The sequence below is a fragment of the Mycobacterium sp. UM_CSW genome (genome assembly GCF_000455205.1).
GTDB lineage: Bacteria > Actinomycetota > Actinomycetes > Mycobacteriales > Mycobacteriaceae > Mycobacterium.
Genome location: NZ_AUWQ01000079.1, coordinates 43,865 through 59,892 on the forward strand (window position 1 = coordinate 43,865; position 16,028 = coordinate 59,892).

Consider the following 16,028-nt stretch of genomic DNA (forward strand, 5'->3'; position numbering starts at 1 on the left):
TAGCAGACGACTGGCATCGAGCTTTCAGGAATCACACAATAATTGGAAAGGCTTCTCCAAATAAAGGTTCAAGCAAAGGACAGAAGTGACCTCATGACAGCGCCCAGCCAAAGCGGATCCAAACCGGAAGCTCGCGTCCTCGTGATCGACGACGAGGCCAACATCGTCGAACTGCTCTCCGTCAGCCTGAAGTTCCAGGGGTTCGAGGTGTACACCGCAACCAATGGCGCCCAGGCACTGGATCGCGCTCGTGACGCCCGCCCCGACGCGGTGATCCTCGACGTGATGATGCCGGGCATGGACGGCTTCGGGGTGCTGCGGCGGCTGCGCGCGGACGGCATCGACGCCCCGGCGCTGTTCTTGACCGCCCGCGACTCCCTGCAGGACAAGATCGCGGGCCTGACGCTCGGCGGCGACGACTACGTGACGAAGCCGTTCAGCCTCGAGGAGGTCGTCGCCCGGCTGCGGGTCATTCTGCGGCGCGCCGGCAAGGGCGGGGCCGAACCGCGCAACGCCCGCCTGAGTTTCGCCGACATCGAACTCGACGAGGAGACCCACGAGGTGTGGAAGGCTGGAGAACCGGTGTCGCTGTCGCCCACCGAGTTCACCCTGCTGCGCTACTTCGTGATCAACGCGGGCACGGTGCTGAGCAAGCCGAAGATCCTCGACCATGTGTGGCGCTACGACTTCGGCGGCGACGTGAACGTTGTCGAGTCCTACGTGTCGTATCTGCGTCGCAAGATCGACACGGGGGAGAAGCGGCTGCTGCACACCCTGCGGGGCGTGGGCTACGTGCTGCGGGAGCCGCGCTGAGCGGCGAGCGGTAGCGAGGAAGATGGGAATGCCGAACAAGGTTCGACGCGGATTGCCGCTCAGGGTGGGCCTCGTGGCCGCCACGCTGCTCCTGGTGGCCTGCGGTCTGGCGGTCTCCGGCCTGGCCGTCACCTCGATCCTGCGGCACAGCCTGATCAGCCGGATCGACCAGACGCTGCTCGACGCGTCGCGCAGCTGGGCGCAGGCCCCGCGGCGCCAGTCGCCGCCGCCCTACGAGGGCCCCGATCCCGGCCGCCCGCCCTCCAAGTTCTACGTGCGCGGCATCGGCACCGACGGCACCCCGTTCACCGCCATCAACGACCGCAACGCCGAACCGGCGCTGCCGCCCAACAACGACGTCGGACCCAATCCGACGACGCTGCCCTCGGTCAACGGCTCGGACATCCAGTGGCGTGCGGTGTCGGTGCGCGGGCCGCACGGCCTGACGACGGTCGCGGTCGACCTGTCCGACGTGCAGCACACGCTCAGTTCGTTGGTCTGGCTGCAGATCGGCATCGGCGTGGCGGTGCTCGCCGTCGTCGGGATCGCCAGCTTCGCGGTGGTGCACCGCAGCCTGCGGCCACTGACCGAGGTCGAACACACCGCCGCCGACATCGCCGCCGGCCAGCTGGATCGCCGCGTGCCCGAACGCGATCCCCGAACCGAGGTGGGGCGACTTTCGTTGGCGCTCAACGGAATGCTCACCCAGATCCAGCAAGCCGTGGCCTCTTCGGAGTCGTCTGCCGAGAAGGCGCGCGGTTCCGAGGAACGGATGCGGCGGTTCATCACAGACGCCAGCCACGAGCTGCGCACCCCGCTGACCACCATCCGCGGCTTCGCGGAACTGTATCGCCAGGGCGCCGCGCGCGACGTGTCGATGCTGTTGTCGCGCATCGAAAGCGAGGCCAGCCGGATGGGCCTGCTGGTGGACGACCTGCTGCTGCTGGCCCGGCTGGACGTGCAGCGGCCGCTGGAACACAACCGCGTCGACCTGCTCGCGCTGGCCAGCGACGCCGTGCACGACGCACAGGCGATCGACCCCAAGCGCGCCATCACCATGGAGGTCCTGGACGGGCCCGGCACCCCGGAGGTGCTCGGCGACGAGCCCCGGATTCGCCAGGTGCTCAGCAACCTCGTCGTTAACGCCCTGCAGCACACCCCGCCCAGCGCCGACGTCACCATCCGGGTCGGCACCGCGGGCAACGACGCGGTGCTCGAAGTGGCCGACAAGGGACCGGGAATGAGTCAGCAAGACGCGTCGCGAGTGTTCGAGCGGTTCTACCGCACCGACTCGTCGCGAGCGCGGGCCAGCGGCGGCACGGGCCTCGGGCTGTCCATCGTCGACTCGTTGGTGCGCGCGCACGGCGGTGACGTCACGGTGACGACCTCACCCGGCGAGGGGTGCTGCTTCCGCGTCACGCTGCCCCGGGTCAGCGACATCCCCGCGCCGGAGCCGGTTCACGCCAGCTGAGCCAGCGCCGCCTTGATCTTGGCCTGGGCCGCATCGAGGGATTCCGCTGAGGGGTTGCGGTCCACATTGGCGAAACCGAAGTCCTTCAGGCTGCGGGTCGGGAAGACGTGGACGTGCAGATGGGGCACCTCCAGCCCGGCGATGATCAGGCCGGCACGCTCCACCCGGAACGCCTTGCACACGGCCTTGCCGATCAGCTGGCTCACCGCCATGACGCGGGCGAACACCGCGCCGTCGACGTCCTGCCATTGATCGATTTCGGCGCGGGGCACCACCAGCGTGTGGCCCTGCGTCATCGGCTCGATCGTCAGGAACGCGACGATGTCGTCGTCCTCGTAGACGAAGCGGCCGGGAAGTTCACGGTTGATGATCTTGGTGAAGATCGACGCCATGGCCCCCAGCATAGGTTCGGCGTTCGACCGATGAGTTTGGCGGGTGTGGACGGTCAATCCTGCGACGACAATCGACGCAGAGGAGTCTCGCCATGTCACAGGTGCGCGTGCACAATTTTTCGGTTTCCCTGGACGGTTTCGGCACGGGCATGGGACAAAGCGAGGACGCGCCGTTCGGGCACGCCGGCGGCCGGTTGCACGAGTGGTTCTTCGGGACGCGCACCTTCCGCGCGATGCACGGCGAGTCCGGTGGGACGACGGGCATCGACGACGCCCTGGCCCGCACTTGGGAGCCTGGCATCGGCGCCGAAATCATGGGACGCAACAAGTTCGGCCCACAGCGTGGCCCGTGGATCAGCGGCGACGAATGGAAAGGCTGGTGGGGAGCCGACCCGCCGTTTCACACCCCGGTCTTCGTGCTTACCCACCACCCCCGGCCATCGATCGAGATGGACGGCGGCACCACCTTCCACTTCATCGACGCCACCCCGGCGGAAGCCCTCGAGATCGCCCGAAAAGCGGCCGGAGGCGGCGACATTCGCCTCGGTGGGGGACCGTCGAGCATCCGGCAATTCCTCGCCGAGGACCTGGTCGACCGCATGCACGTCGCCGTGGTGCCCATCATCTTGGGGCGCGGGGAATCGCTGTGGCAGGGACTGGAAGGCCTCGAGCAGCGGTTTGCGGTGGAGTCGGTGACCAGCCCGAGCGGCGTCACGCATCTGAGCTTCACGCGCCGCTAGGCGTCGCGGGCGAGCCGGGCAACCGGCCAGACGGCGCGGGTGGAGTCACACCCGCCACAGGAGTCTCCGCTGGAGCGGGCACCTTTTGTGCCCGCCTCACAGCGACAACTGCAGGCGCACACTCGATCACGCCGGATTGTCGCTCCGAGGCGGGCACGAAGGAGCATCCCTCCCGTCAGAGGCCAACGTGACGGATGTGACAGGACGCCTTCGCCGATCGCTCGCGGCCTCAGCGGAAGATGTTGACACTAGGGCAACCTCACCGGGCTCGGCCGCATCGGCTAAGCGGCCTCACTCCTCCGTGCCGAACTTCATCATGTCGAGGTTCCAGTAGCCGCGCATGTTGGTGATCAGGCCCGCATCGTTGACCTTGTAGGTGAACACCCCGCGCACCGTGCTGGTGAACCCGCCCTCGAACTTGCTGTGCAGCACCAGGATATGGGCGATCTCGTCGGGCGAACTCGACGGGAACGTTTCCTCGCAGGTGATGGTCAGCTGGTTGGCCGCGATGTTGTTGTCGTAGAAGGCCGCGACGCCCTCCTTGCCCTTCACACCGTCGCCGTCGGGGTTGGTGACGGACTTGCCGATCGGGTCCTCGACGACGACGTCGTCGGCCATCAGCGCGAGCCAGCCCTCCCGGTCGTGGGCTTGCACGCAGCGCCACGAGGATTGCGACGCGGCCAGAGCCGGTGAGGCCTGAGCGGTTTCGGTCATGCTGTTCTCCTGTCTCTAGATTGCGCACGCGGCGCGTGCGCCTTCCTCGGTGGCTTTGCGGATGAGGCCGAGGCCGGTGCAGTCGCCGGCGGCGTGCACCATGGCGCCCGGCATGGCGGCGACCAGGGTGTCGAACAGGCCGGTGTCGGGCTGGACCGTTCCGGCGATGACGACGCTGTCGGCGGTCAGGTGCCGGGTGGCACCGCCGGCCGGCGTGAACACCACGGCCTGGGGCGTGATCCTTTCGACGGCCGCGCGGACGTGCACGGTGACGCCGAGCCGGTCGAGGCGATCCATGTGCTCGGTCTTGCGTTTGTTGCCCACCTCGGGCGCGATGTCCTTGCCCGCCTCGAGAATTGACACGAACCGGCCACGGGCGGCGAGGAACTCGGCGAGTTCGAGGGCGACCAGGTCGCCGCCGATGATGGCGACCCGCCGGCCCACCGGCATCCACGCGCGACTCGCCAGCCGGAATGCCGCGGGGTGCACCAGCCGCTGTCGCCGGCCGGCGAACAGTCGGCCATCGAGCAATTCGCGCAGCCCGGGCCCGGTGTGCACGTGCGGGAGCTCGGCGCCGGGAATGGCCGGCACGGCGACGCGGCCGCCGGTGGCCACCACGACCGCGTCGGGGGCCTGTGCGGCCACCTCGTCGGCCGAAACACCGCGACCCAGACGAACTTTCACCGTGCTGGCCTTGATTTCCCCGCGCAGGTATTGCAGGAAGGGCTGGTTCTCCGGGTGCAGGACCGACGCCCACCGCAAGGCCCCGCCGAGTTGGCCGCCGCGCTCGAACAGCGTCACGCGGTGGCCGCGCTCGGCCGCCACGCGGGCGGCCTCCAGCCCGGCCGGACCGCCGCCGATCACCACCACCCGCTTGGTTCGGTCGGCGCGCGTCGCGGCCAGTTCCCGCTCCTTGCCGGTGCGTGGATTGACGGCGCAGTCGACCGAAAAGCGTTGTTCCATTGCGTCGATGCAGTTTTCACACGAGATGCACTTGCGGACCCGATGCGCACGGCCGGACCGCAGCTTGCCCGGCAGGTCCGGGTCGGCCAGCAGCGGACGCCCCATCGCGACGAAATCGGCGCGCCCGTCGGCCAGGATCCGTTCGGCCCGCACCGGGTCGTGGATGCGGCCCACTGCGATCACCGGCACGTCGACCACCTGCTTGACCGCGGCCGCGGCGCCGACGTTGAGTTCGTCGCCGTCGTCCGCGCCGTTGACCATCCCGGTGACCAGCCGGTCGATCACGCCGCCGCTGACGTGGAATGCGCTCACGCCGGCGGCGACGAGTTCGGTGGCCAGCCGCGCGGTTTCGTAGATCGGCCGGCCGCCCGCGACCCGCTCGTAGCCGGAGATGCGCAACGTGATCGGCAAGGCGTCGCCGATCTCGGAGCGGATCGCGGCGAGCGCCTCCAGCACCACCCGCACCCGGCCGCGTGCCGAGTCGCCCCGGTAGTCGTCGGTGCGCCGATTGCGTTGCGGCGCAAGGAAAGAACCCAGCAACATGTAGCCGTGCGCGGCGTGTAGCTCGATACCGTCGTAGCCAGCCTCGACGGCACGGCGCGCCGCGGCCTTGAACAGATCGAACACCTCGCAGAGCTGGCGCTTGCTGATCTCGACCGACGGCCGCCCGGTCAGGTAGGACGGGATCACTGAGGGGCCCAGCGAGGTGACGCCGAACATCTCCGGGCCGAGCCCGTCGGGTCCGGCGTGCACGATCTGGGGCTGGATCTTGGCGCCGTGTTCGTGCACCACTTCGACCAGCGCCCGGTGCGCCTCGACCGCGTCGTCGGTGGCCAGGTGCAGGCCGCCCGGCGTCTCGGGGTGACGATGGTCGACGCCGGTGGCGCCCAACGTGATCAGGCCGACCCCGCCCTTAGCGCGCGCGGCGAAGTAGTCGCGAGTGCGCTGTGACGGCAGCCCGTCCGGGGCTCCGTACATCGTCTCCATCGGAGACATGACGACCCGGTTGCGTACCGTCATGGCGCCGATTCGTCCCGGCGCCAAGAGGTGGGGAAAGCTGGTCACCGAGGACCGGTCGGATTACCGGTCGGCGTCGGTGTACCGGATGACGCCGCGAATGTTCTTGCCGTCCAGCATGTCCTGGTAGCCGTCGTTGATCTGCTCAAGCTTGTACTGGCGGGTGATCATGTCGTCCAGGTTGAGCTTGCCGGCCTTGTACATCGACAGCAGCTGCGGGATGTCGTACTGCGGGTTGCCGCCGCCGAAGATGGTGCCCTGCAGGTTCTTCTGCATCAGGGTGAGCATCGCCAAGTTCAGGGTCACGTTGGTGTCGAGCAGGCTGCCGATCGCGGTCAGCACGCAGGTGCCGCCCTTTTGGGTGATGTTCAGGTAGGCGTCGACGTCGGCGCCGTGCAGCTCGCCGACCGTCACGACCACCTTGTGGGCCATCAGGCCATAGGTCACCTCGGCCATGCCCGCCAGCGCGGCGTTGATGTCGGGGTAGACGTGCGTGGCGCCGAACTTCAGGGCCTGATCGCGCTTCCACTCCACCGGGTCGATCGCGAAGATGTAGCGCGCGCCCGCGTTGACGGCGCCCTGCAGCGCCGCCATGCCCACGCCGCCGACGCCGACGATGGCGACGTCCTGGCCCGGCCGGATGTCGGCGGTACGGACCGCCGAACCGTAGCCCGTGGTGACGCCGCAGCCGACTAGGGCGGCTACCTCAAACGGGACCGACGGGTCGATCTTCACCACCGAGCTGCGGTGCACGACCATGTACGGCGAGAAGGTGCCCAGCAGCGTCATGGGAAAGACGTTCTGGCCGCGGGCCTGGATGCGGAAGGTGCCGTCGGATACCGCGGCGCCGCCGAGCAGCCCCGCCCCGAGGTCACACAGGTTGCGCATGCCGGCCTGACACGTCGGGCAGGACCCGCAGGACGGGATGAACGACAGCACCACGTGGTCGCCCGGGGCGATGTCCTCCACGCCGGGCCCCACCTCGGTGACGATGCCCGCGCCCTCGTGTCCGCCCAGCACCGGGAAGCCCGCCATCGGAATGCCGCCGGTAACTAGATGGTGATCCGAATGGCACATCCCGGCCGCTTCCATCTGGATCTTGACCTCATGCGCCTGCGGGTCACCGATCTCGATTTCCTCGATGGACCACGGCTGGTTGAATTCCCAGATCAGCGCGCCTTTTGTTTTCATGAAGGACCTCCATCAGCATGCCCTGACCCGAGTGTCGGCGAAAGGGGCCGGCCGGTGCCGGACGGCAATTTAGAACGTGTTCTCATTCGCAGACCATTATGACCTGCATCACCGGGCTGTCGACAAGGGGGGGACCACCAACCGGTGGGGAGATCACCAGATGGGTACCGGAGCCTGTCCGAGCGGGTAGTAGCCGGGAAGTTTCTCGCCGGCCAGGCTGCGCTCGATGCGCTTCTGCATGCCCGCGGACAGGTCGCCGGACTCGATCAGGGTCGCGAACATCTTCGCGACGTGACCGAAGTCGAAGAAATCGCGCTGCCACTCGATGAGCTGGTCGCCGTTCAGGCGGAACCAACTGCCGCCGATGCCGTAGATCTCATCCTGGGTGCCGTCGGCCTTGTTGACGATCTGCTTCCAGAAGCCGACGATCTCGCCCTGCTTCTCGTCGATGAGTACCTTCTGGTACTCGTAGACCCAGTTCTCCAGGCCCTCCATCTCCAGGCCGAGCGCGATGTCGCGGATCTCGTCGACGCCCACGCACATCACGTCCTCCTTGGGACCGATGTTCCAGCCGTAGGTGGCGTCCTTGGCGTAGAAGTCCGCCAGCGGCTTCCAGTCACCGGCCTTTTCGCAGTCCCGGTTGGCCTGCAGCCAGCGGTCGACCCATGCCTCGAGTTCCGCGCGTGAGTGTGACGGCTCCGACGTCATTGTCAGTCTTCTTTCTCTTTGATGAATAGTGCTTGCGTTGGGCACATAGCGACCGCGCGCTCGACTTCGTCGCGGGCGTCTTCGGGCGGTTCGGGGTCGAGGATCTCGACCTTGCCCCGCTTGGGCACCCGGAAGTAGTCCGGCGCCTCCAATTCACACATGGCGTGGCCCTGACACAAATCCAGATCCGCTTCGATCCTGAATCCGCCCATGGGACTGACTCCTTACGCGCTGCGCTTGCGGTAGCGGGCCTTGGCCGGCCGGGCGAGCTGGACGACCATCTTGGAGTGGTCGTTGTGGTAGCTGTCGGCGGGCTGCGCCATTTCGAACTCGTACTCGCGCAACAGGACCGAGAAGATCGCCTTGATCTGCATCTGGGCGAACGCGGCGCCGACGCAGCGGTGTCGGCCCGCGCCGAACGGAATCCAGGTCCAGCGGTTGACGATGTCGGCCTGCTCGGGCTTGTTATAGCGGTCGGGGTTGAAGGCGTCTGGCTCGGGAAAGTCCTCGGGAATCCGATTCGAGATCGCCGGGGAGGCCGCGACGTAGTCACCGTCGTGAATCGGGAAGCCTTCGACCTCGAACTCGCCCTTGGCGACCCGCATCAGGATGATCAGCGGCGGGTGCAATCGCAGGGTTTCCTTCACCACGTTGTCCAGCTTCGGAATCGAGCGCAGCGCATGGAAACTCACCTCCTGACCGTCGGCGTACAGCTCGTCGAGCTCGGCCAGCACCTCGGCGTACACCTCGGGATGGCGGATCAGCTCGATCAGGGTCCATGCGGAGGTTCCCGAGCTGGTGTGGTGCCCGGCGAACATCAGCGAGATGAACATCCCGGTGACCTCGTCGGCCGAGAAGCGCAGGTTGCCCTCCTCGTCCTTGATCGAGACCAGCACGTCGAGCATGTCGCGGTCGGCCTTGTCCTTGGGCGGGTTCGCGATTCGCTGATCCATGATTTCCTGCACCAGCGCAACGAGTTTCACGCGTGCCTCGTCGCGGAGCTTGAAACTCTCGATCGGCAGGTAGGGGTCGACGTAGCACAGCGGGTCGGTGCCGCGCTCCAGCATGTGGTAGTACTCCGCGAACCGGTGGTCGAGCTGCTCGCGGAACTTCAGCCCGATCAGGCAGGCCGTCGAGGTGTAGATGGTCAGCTCGGCGAAGAAGTCGAGCAGCTCGATCTCGCCCTCGTCGCCCCAGTTCGCGATCATCTTCTTGACTTCGCCCTCGATGGTGGCGGCGTGGCCCTTCATCTGCTCACCGCGCAGCGCCGAGTTGTGCAGCATCTCCTTGCGCCGCTCGGGGCTGGCGTCGAACACCACGCCCTTGCCGAAGATCGGCGTCATGAACGGATAGGCCTCGGCCTGGTCCAGGTCCTCATCGGCGGAGCGGAAGAAGAACTCGTTGGCATTAGCACCGGACAGCAAGATGACGTGCTTGCCGGCCAACTGGAACCAGCCGACGTCGCCGCACTCGTCGCGCACGCGTTGCATCAAACCGATTGGGTCGGTGCGGAATTCCTCCAGATGACCGTGCTCTTCTTCGCCGCCGGAAACCCGGGGCACGATGGCGGTGGTCGTCATGACGGCATCCCCTCTTCGCCGAGAGCCAATTTCTGGCGATGTTTGTTGTCGGCCAACGGCGCTTCGGGCTGGAGCTCCATGTTTGCGATGAAGCCACCGCGCGGCGTCTCGGCGACGAACGTGATGGCCCGCGCCAGGTCCGCCGCGCGCAGGAAGTAGTCGTGGCGGGCCTGGCCCCACTTGGCCCAATCCTCCAGGGCGGGGCCGATCTTCTCGGCCGGCAGGCTCCATCCCATTGATGTCTTTGTCGGGCCGGGGTGCACGATCGAGGCCCGCACGCCGGTGCCCTCGAGCTCCATCTGGAAGTTGGTGACCATCGCGAGGAGCGCGGCCTTGGCCGCGCCGTAGGCGCCCATGTGCGGCCGCTGGCGCAGGGCCACGTCGGAGCCGACGAAGATGAGGTCGCCGCGCTGACGTTCGAGCATGCCCGGCAGGACCGCGGCGGCCAACCGGTGGGCGCCGACGAGGTGGATCTGCAGCTGTGATTCGAACTCGTCGGTGGTGATCTCGGCGAGCTTTCCGAAGTAGGTGTCACCCGCGCCGGTCACCAGCACCTCGATGTCGCCGAGCGCGTCGACCGACTGCGCGACAAAGGATTTCACCGAGTTTGGGTCGGTGACGTCGAGGTGGAATCCGACCGCCTCGCCGCCCTCGGCGTTGATCTTGCCGACGATGTCGTTGAGCTTTTCCACCCGGCGCGCCCCCAGGGCGACGGGGAAGCCGTGCGCCGCGAGTTCGATGGCGGTGGCCTCCCCGATCCCCGAGGATGCGCCGGCTACGATCGTGGGCCGGCGTTCGGGCAACGGGTCAAAGCGGGGCATTCAGCGGACCTCCACGGTGATCGGTAGGTGAGCGAATCCGCGGACGTTGCTGGAGTGGACGCGGACGGCGTTGGCCTCGTCTACCTCATATCCGCGGATCCGCTTGAACAACTCGGTCAGCGCCACCCTGGCCTCCATCCGGGCGAGGTGGGCGCCCAGGCAGAAGTGCGCGCCGCTACCGAAACTCAGTAGCTTGGGCCCGATTTCGCGACCGATCAGGAAGTCGTCGGGCTTGTCGAAGACCCGCTCGTCACGATGCCCGGAACCGGGCAGCAGCAGCAGGACGTCGCCCTCCGGGATCGTGGTGTCGTAGAGGGTGAGCTCTCCCGACACGGTGCGGGCCAGGATCTGGCTGGAGGTGTCATAACGCAGCGTCTCCTCGACCCACAGCGGAACCCGGGACAGATCGGCGTAGACCGGCCCTAGCTGGGCGGGGTTCTTGTGGCCCCAAAAGGCGGCGTTGGCAAGGAGTTTGGTGGTCGTCTCGTTGCCGGCGATCACCATGAGGAACATGAAGCCGAGGATCTCGTCGTCGGTGAGGCGGTCGCCGTCGATCTCGGCCTCCAGCAGCGCCGACGTCAGATCATCGGTCAGCTTCTTGCGCCGCTCTGCCACCATTCCCTGGTAGTAGACGATGAGGTTGATGGAGGCCTCGACGGCCTCCGGCGGGACGTCCGTAACGCCCTCGTCGCGGTGCATCACGCCGTCGGCCCACGCCCGCACTTGTGCTCGATCCGGCTCGGGAACGCCCATCAGCTCGGAGATGACGTCCATGGGCAGCTTCCCGGCGAACTCGTCGATGTAATCAACGGCGCCGCCCCTGGACTTTTCCAGCATGGTGTCCAGGTGCCGCGTCGCAATCTCGGTGACGCGGGGCTCGAGTTCGCGAATCCGGCGCGGGGTGAAGCCTTTTGAGACCAGTGTCCGAAGACGCAGGTGAGCTGGATCGTCCATCGCCAGAAACGACATGGTCTTGCTGGCGTGCGGGCCGCGCGACGCCGGATCCAGCGAGACACCGTATTTGTTGGAAAGCGTTGTGCTGTTGCGGAATCCCTGCAGAACGTCTTGATGCCGCGACAACGCCCAGAACTTCAGCTCCGCGTTGCGATACAGCGGGGCCTCATCGCGAAGTCGCTTGTAATACGGGTACGGATCTTCGTGGAAGTCGTAGTCGTAGGGATCCAAGACCGGCTTTTCGGTCTGTACGGTCATTGCTCTTCTCCGGGGCGGGGCAGGATGAGGCCGACGACATAGCCGAGACGGTCGGCGATTTGGTGGTAGGTGTAGGCACCGCTGGCGGCGTTGACCAGCGCGCCGAAAAACGTCATCTCGAGCGCGGATACCGTCAGCGGGTCGGCGTCGGGGCCGATCGCCGAGGTGATGCGCCGGTGGATTTCGGCGCCGATGCGATCGCGCACCGTTCGCACCGCCGGATCGGCGCCGCCCGACAGCAGTGCCGTCGTGCACGCCGCGGCGACCTCCGGTTCGTCGGCCACCACGAGGGCGAGTTGGCGCAACGCCTTGTCCACGCGGGTCTGCATGGTTTCGTTCACGTCGGTGAAGTACGGGACCCGCCGCACCAGGTCGAGGTAGACCTCGGCGATCAGGTGGTTCTTCGACGAGAAGTAGGTGTAGGCGGTGGCCGGGGCGACCTTGGCCCGGGCGGCCACCGCGCGGACGGTCAGGTCGGCGTAGGACTTCTCGCGCAGGGTTTCGATGCCGGCGGCGAGCACCTTGCGGAACGTCTCTTCCTGGCGGCGGTTGCGCACCGGCTCTTCGGTCTGCTGGTCGGCCTGGGATGCGACGGTAACCAGGGCATCGCTGGACACGTGTCCACGTTATCGGAAGTCGGCGACAGGAAGCAAGCGCGAGTTGTGAACACCCAGCTTAACGCGGTATATCGCGCTGCTCGGCAGTCGCCGAAGACATCGGCCCTTGCACCCCGGACCGCCCGGCGGCTAGGGTTCGATCGGACAACTGTCCACCTGCCATGACTATTCGGGAGCGGGAGATATGGCGTTACTGGCCGACGGCGCGAGCGCATTGTTCATCGACGGCAAACTGGCACCGGGCAACGCGGGCACCTTCCCGACGATCAACCCGGCAACCGAGGAAGTGCTGGGGGTCGCCGCCGACGCCGACGCCGACGACATGGGGCGCGCCATCGATGCGGCGCGGCGGGCCTTCGACGACACGGACTGGTCGCGCAACACCGAGCTGCGGGTGCGGTGCGTGCGCCAGCTGCGCGACGCCATGCAAGCCCACCTCGAGGAGCTGCGCGACATCACCATCGCCGAGGTCGGCGCGCCGCGGATGCTCACCGCCATCGCCCAGCTCGAGGTCCCGGTCAACGACCTGGCGTTCGCGGCCGACACGGCCGAGTCCTACGTGTGGAATCAGGATCTCGGTGAGGCGTCGCCGATGGGAATCCCCACCCGGCGCACGATCGCGCGCGAGGCCGTCGGGGTCGTCGGCGCCATCACGCCGTGGAACTTCCCCCACCAGATCAACCTCGCGAAGCTGGGCCCCGCGCTGGCCGCGGGCAACACCGTCGTCCTGAAGCCCGCTCCCGACACGCCCTGGTGCGCAGCGGTATTGGGCGAGCTCATCGCCGAACACACCGACTTCCCGCCCGGCGTGGTCAACATCGTGACCTCCAGCGATCACGCCGTCGGAGCGCTGCTCGCCAAAGATCCACGGGTGGACATGGTTTCGTTCACCGGGTCGACGGCCACCGGGCGCAGTGTGATGGCCGACGGCGCTGCCACCATCAAGAAGGTGTTCCTGGAGCTGGGCGGCAAATCGGCGTTCATCGTGCTCGACGACGCCGACCTCGGCGGTGCGGTCGGGGTCGCGGGGTTCTCCGTGTGCATGCATGCCGGGCAGGGGTGCGCGATCACCACCCGGCTGCTGGTGCCGCGGACCCGCTACGACGAGGCCGTGTCCATCGCGGCCGCCACGGTGGGCGGGATCAAGGCCGGAGACCCCAACGACGCGGGAACCATTTGCGGGCCGTTGATTTCGGCGCGGCAGCGTGATCGGGTGCAGGGCTACCTGGACTCGGCCGTCGCCGAGGGTGGGACGTTCGCGTGCGGCGGCGGCCGCCCGGCGGACCGCGAGGTCGGCTTCTTCATCGAACCCACCGTGATCGCCGGCCTCGGCAACGACGCCCGCGTCGCCCGGGAGGAGATCTTCGGGCCGGTGCTCACCGTCATCCCCTACGACGGCGACGACGACGCCGTGCGCATCGCCAACGACTCGCCATACGGCTTGTCGGGCACCGTCTTTGGCGCCGACCCCGAGCGGGCCGCGGGGGTTGCCGCGCGGATCCGGGCCGGCACCATCAACGTCAACGGCGGCGTCTGGTACTCGGCCGACGCGCCGTTCGGCGGGTACAAGCAGTCCGGCAACGGCCGCGAGATGGGCCTGGCCGGGTTCGAGGAATACCTGGAAATCAAAACCATTGCGACAGCGGTTAGCTAGAGGAGCGGCATGCGGTTCGAAAACAGGGTTGCCATCGTCACCGGATCGGGCGGTGGCATCGGCCAGGCCTACGCCGAGGCGCTGGCCCGCGAGGGCGCGGCCGTCGTCGTCGCCGACATCAACGTGCAGGGCGCTGAGAAGGTGGCCGACGGGATCAAGGGCGAGGGCGGTACGGCGCTGGCCCTACCCGTCGACGTGTCGGATCCGTTGTCGGCCAAGGAGATGGCCGACCGCACGCTAGCAGAGTTCGGCGGCATCGACTACCTGGTGAACAACGCCGCGATATTTGGCGGCATGAAGCTGGACTTCCTGCTGACCGTCGACCCCGAGTACTACAAGAAGTTCATGAGCGTGAATCTCGACGGCGCCCTGTGGTGCACCCGCGCCGTGTACAAGAAGATGGCCAAACGTGGCGGCGGGGCGATTGTCAACCAGTCCTCCACTGCGGCATGGCTTTACGCCAACTTTTACGCATTGGCCAAGGTCGGCATCAACGGCCTGACCCAACAGCTCTCGCGCGAACTCGGCGGGCAGAACATCCGCATCAACGCGATCGCGCCGGGCCCCATCGACACCGAGGCCAACCGGACCACCACGCCGCAAGAGATGGTCGCCGACATCGTCAAGGGGCTGCCGCTGTCGCGGATGGGAACTCCCGACGACGTCGTCGGGATGTGCCTGTTCCTGCTGTCCGACGAGGCGTCGTGGATCACCGGGCAGGTTTTCAATGTCGACGGCGGGCAGATAATTCGGTCATGACCGCGCCGGCGACGATGCAGAGCGCAGCGATTAGGAGGAGCGGCGCAAATGACTGAGCACTTGCGCCTGGGCTACATCGGCCTTGGCAACATGGGCGCGCCCATGGCCACCAAGATGACGGAATGGCCCGGCGGGGTGACGGTCTACGACATTCGGACCGAGGCCATGACGCCGCTGGCCGAGAAGGGCGCCACCCTTGCCGACAGCGTCGCCGACGTGGCTGCGGCCGACATCATCCATGTCACCGTCCTGGACGATGCGCAGGTGCGCGAGGTCGTCGGTGAGCTCGCGGCACACGCCAAGCCCGGCACGGTCATCGCGATCCACTCGACCATCAACGACACCACCGCCGTCGAATTGGCCCGCGAACTGAAACCGCGCGACATTCACGTCGTCGATGCGCCCGTCAGCGGTGGCGCGGCCGCCGCCGCGAAGGGCGAGCTCGCCACCATGGTGGGGGCCGATCGTGAGGTGTACGAACGGATCAAGCCGGCGTTCAAGCACTGGGCCGCGATGGTCGTCCATGCCGGCGAGCCGGGCGCAGGTACACGAATGAAGCTGGCCCGCAATATGTTGACATTCACCGGCTTCGCGGCGGCCTGCGAGGCCATGAAACTGGCCGAGGCGGCGGGGCTGGATCTGCAGGCGCTGGGCCGGGTGGTCCGCCACACCGATGCGCTCACCAGTGGGCCGGGGGCGATCATGGTGCGCGAGAACATGAAAGACCTCGAGCCGGAGAACTTCCTGTACCAGCCGTTCATGCACACCCGTGGGCTCGGGGAGAAGGACCTCAGCCTGGCGCTAGGTTTGGGTGAGGCGTTGTCGGTCGACCTGCCGCTGGCTCAGCTGGCATTTGAAAACCTGGCGGCCGGCCTGGGGCTGCCGCACACCGCGTCGGACTGATTGGAGGGCTCATGGACGAGCTGCGCCGCAAGGGCCTCGAGAAGATGAACGAGGTCTACGGCTGGGAGATGCCCAACATCGAGGGCGACCCCTACTTCGACCTGACCGTCGACCACCTGTTCGGCAGCATCTGGACCCGCCCCGGGCTGTCGATGCGCGACAAGCGCATCATGACCCTGACCGCGGTGACCGCGGTCGGAAATCGCGACCTCGCCGAGATCCAGATCAACGCCGCGCTGCTCAACGGGGAACTCAGCGAGACCGAACTGAAAGAGATGGCCGTCTTCCTGACCCATTACCTCGGGTTCCCGCTCGGCTCGGCGCTCAACGGCGCGGTCGATGCCGTCGTGGCCAAGCGCAAGAAGGCCGCCGCGAAGGGTGCCGGCGAGGACAAGAAGGCCAATGTCGACGCCGCGCTGAAGATGCACTCGGGCAACGCTTCCGACTAGCTTCGCCGAGCAGACGCAAAATCG

The 16,028-nt window shown here is 67.1% G+C and carries 17 protein-coding genes; 7 read left to right on the forward strand and 10 right to left on the reverse strand.

Features of this window, described 5'->3' with window-relative positions:
- The first annotated feature begins 93 nt into the window (after positions 1–93).
- Together phoP and N415_RS23925 are read left to right on the forward strand one after the other, a co-directional pair.
- Positions 94–813 carry a two-component system response regulator PhoP gene (gene phoP, locus N415_RS23920; RefSeq protein WP_067155676.1) on the forward strand — a complete coding sequence of 240 codons (720 nt, stop codon included), beginning with the start codon at positions 94–96 and terminating at the stop codon, positions 811–813.
- Between the two features lie 28 nt (positions 814–841).
- Positions 842–2,284, forward strand: coding sequence for a HAMP domain-containing sensor histidine kinase (locus N415_RS23925; protein WP_068187358.1), 1,443 nt, complete (start codon positions 842–844; stop codon positions 2,282–2,284).
- Here N415_RS23925 and N415_RS23930 read toward each other — a convergent pair.
- The gene (locus N415_RS23930; protein WP_068107860.1) at positions 2,272–2,676 is read right to left on the reverse strand and encodes an HIT family protein; all 405 of its coding nucleotides are present in this window, start codon (positions 2,674–2,676) and stop codon (positions 2,272–2,274) included. The two genes, N415_RS23925 and N415_RS23930, sit on opposite strands and share 13 nt — an antisense overlap.
- Before the next feature lie 92 nt (positions 2,677–2,768).
- On the opposite strand from N415_RS23930, the gene N415_RS23935 reads away from it, so the two are divergent.
- Complete coding sequence (locus tag N415_RS23935; RefSeq protein WP_068187360.1) at positions 2,769–3,416, forward strand: dihydrofolate reductase family protein; 648 nt, start codon at positions 2,769–2,771, stop codon at positions 3,414–3,416.
- Positions 3,417–3,707: 291 nt separating this feature from the next.
- Here the strand turns inward: N415_RS23935 and N415_RS23940 are convergent, their stop codons facing one another.
- The 9 genes from N415_RS23940 to N415_RS23980 form a co-directional block, all read right to left on the reverse strand.
- A complete protein-coding gene (locus N415_RS23940; RefSeq protein ID WP_068187362.1) occupies positions 3,708–4,130 on the reverse strand; it encodes a ketosteroid isomerase family protein in 423 nt (140 codons plus the stop codon).
- A gap of 15 nt (positions 4,131–4,145) precedes the next feature.
- The gene (locus N415_RS23945; protein WP_068187364.1) at positions 4,146–6,158 is read right to left on the reverse strand and encodes an FAD-dependent oxidoreductase; all 2,013 of its coding nucleotides are present in this window, start codon (positions 6,156–6,158) and stop codon (positions 4,146–4,148) included.
- Between the two features lie 15 nt (positions 6,159–6,173).
- Complete coding sequence (locus N415_RS23950) at positions 6,174–7,301, reverse strand: NDMA-dependent alcohol dehydrogenase (RefSeq protein WP_068187366.1); 1,128 nt, start codon at positions 7,299–7,301, stop codon at positions 6,174–6,176.
- A gap of 153 nt (positions 7,302–7,454) precedes the next feature.
- Positions 7,455–8,009 (reverse strand): hypothetical protein, encoded by a 555-nt coding sequence (locus N415_RS23955; protein WP_068187368.1) that lies wholly within the window; start codon positions 8,007–8,009, stop codon positions 7,455–7,457.
- 2 nt (positions 8,010–8,011) lie between these two features.
- The gene (locus N415_RS23960) at positions 8,012–8,221 is read right to left on the reverse strand and encodes a ferredoxin (protein ID WP_068107848.1); all 210 of its coding nucleotides are present in this window, start codon (positions 8,219–8,221) and stop codon (positions 8,012–8,014) included.
- Positions 8,222–8,233: 12 nt separating this feature from the next.
- Positions 8,234–9,589, reverse strand: a complete 1,356-nt coding sequence (locus tag N415_RS23965) for a cytochrome P450 (RefSeq protein ID WP_068187370.1) — start codon at positions 9,587–9,589, stop codon at positions 8,234–8,236.
- A complete protein-coding gene (locus N415_RS23970; RefSeq protein ID WP_068187372.1) occupies positions 9,586–10,410 on the reverse strand; it encodes an SDR family oxidoreductase in 825 nt (274 codons plus the stop codon). The genes N415_RS23965 and N415_RS23970 overlap by 4 nt, the downstream gene beginning before the upstream one ends.
- Positions 10,411–11,622 (reverse strand): cytochrome P450, encoded by a 1,212-nt coding sequence (locus tag N415_RS23975; protein ID WP_068187374.1) that lies wholly within the window; start codon positions 11,620–11,622, stop codon positions 10,411–10,413. It abuts the gene before it with no gap.
- Positions 11,619–12,224: a TetR/AcrR family transcriptional regulator gene (locus N415_RS23980; protein ID WP_152531546.1), complete on the reverse strand. Its 606-nt coding sequence runs from the start codon at positions 12,222–12,224 to the stop codon at positions 11,619–11,621. Before N415_RS23980 ends, N415_RS23975 begins: the two co-directional genes overlap by 4 nt.
- Before the next feature lie 199 nt (positions 12,225–12,423).
- Between N415_RS23980 and N415_RS23985 the strand changes: the two genes are divergently transcribed.
- The 4 genes from N415_RS23985 to N415_RS24000 are packed head-to-tail and all read left to right on the forward strand — an operon-like array spanning position 12,424 to position 16,004.
- Positions 12,424–13,893: an aldehyde dehydrogenase gene (locus N415_RS23985; RefSeq protein WP_068187378.1), complete on the forward strand. Its 1,470-nt coding sequence runs from the start codon at positions 12,424–12,426 to the stop codon at positions 13,891–13,893.
- A 9-nt stretch (positions 13,894–13,902) separates the two neighbouring features.
- On the forward strand, positions 13,903–14,652 hold the full coding sequence (locus tag N415_RS23990; RefSeq protein ID WP_068187380.1) for an SDR family oxidoreductase: 750 nt from the start codon (positions 13,903–13,905) through the stop codon (positions 14,650–14,652).
- 48 nt (positions 14,653–14,700) lie between these two features.
- Positions 14,701–15,555 (forward strand): NAD(P)-dependent oxidoreductase, encoded by an 855-nt coding sequence (locus N415_RS23995; RefSeq protein WP_068187382.1) that lies wholly within the window; start codon positions 14,701–14,703, stop codon positions 15,553–15,555.
- Positions 15,556–15,566: 11 nt separating this feature from the next.
- Complete coding sequence (locus N415_RS24000) at positions 15,567–16,004, forward strand: carboxymuconolactone decarboxylase family protein (RefSeq protein WP_068187384.1); 438 nt, start codon at positions 15,567–15,569, stop codon at positions 16,002–16,004.
- Positions 16,005–16,028 lie beyond the last annotated feature (24 nt).

Excerpts from the sequence above, each read along its gene's own strand:
- phoP (WP_067155676.1), top strand. The coding sequence starts at position 94 with ATGACAGCGCCCAGCCAAAGCGGATCCAAACCGGAAGCTCGCGTCCTC.
- N415_RS23925 (WP_068187358.1), top strand. The coding sequence starts at position 842 with ATGCCGAACAAGGTTCGACGCGGATTGCCGCTCAGGGTGGGCCTCGTG.
- N415_RS23930 (WP_068107860.1), bottom strand. The coding sequence starts at position 2,676 with ATGGCGTCGATCTTCACCAAGATCATCAACCGTGAACTTCCCGGCCGC.
- N415_RS23935 (WP_068187360.1), top strand. The coding sequence starts at position 2,769 with ATGTCACAGGTGCGCGTGCACAATTTTTCGGTTTCCCTGGACGGTTTC.
- N415_RS23940 (WP_068187362.1), bottom strand. The coding sequence starts at position 4,130 with ATGACCGAAACCGCTCAGGCCTCACCGGCTCTGGCCGCGTCGCAATCC.
- N415_RS23950 (WP_068187366.1), bottom strand. The coding sequence starts at position 7,301 with ATGAAAACAAAAGGCGCGCTGATCTGGGAATTCAACCAGCCGTGGTCC.
- N415_RS23955 (WP_068187368.1), bottom strand. The coding sequence starts at position 8,009 with ATGACGTCGGAGCCGTCACACTCACGCGCGGAACTCGAGGCATGGGTC.
- N415_RS23960 (WP_068107848.1), bottom strand. The coding sequence starts at position 8,221 with ATGGGCGGATTCAGGATCGAAGCGGATCTGGATTTGTGTCAGGGCCAC.
- N415_RS23965 (WP_068187370.1), bottom strand. The coding sequence starts at position 9,589 with ATGACGACCACCGCCATCGTGCCCCGGGTTTCCGGCGGCGAAGAAGAG.
- N415_RS23970 (WP_068187372.1), bottom strand. The coding sequence starts at position 10,410 with ATGCCCCGCTTTGACCCGTTGCCCGAACGCCGGCCCACGATCGTAGCC.
- N415_RS23975 (WP_068187374.1), bottom strand. The coding sequence starts at position 11,622 with ATGACCGTACAGACCGAAAAGCCGGTCTTGGATCCCTACGACTACGAC.
- N415_RS23985 (WP_068187378.1), top strand. The coding sequence starts at position 12,424 with ATGGCGTTACTGGCCGACGGCGCGAGCGCATTGTTCATCGACGGCAAA.
- N415_RS23990 (WP_068187380.1), top strand. The coding sequence starts at position 13,903 with ATGCGGTTCGAAAACAGGGTTGCCATCGTCACCGGATCGGGCGGTGGC.
- N415_RS23995 (WP_068187382.1), top strand. The coding sequence starts at position 14,701 with ATGACTGAGCACTTGCGCCTGGGCTACATCGGCCTTGGCAACATGGGC.
- N415_RS24000 (WP_068187384.1), top strand. The coding sequence starts at position 15,567 with ATGGACGAGCTGCGCCGCAAGGGCCTCGAGAAGATGAACGAGGTCTAC.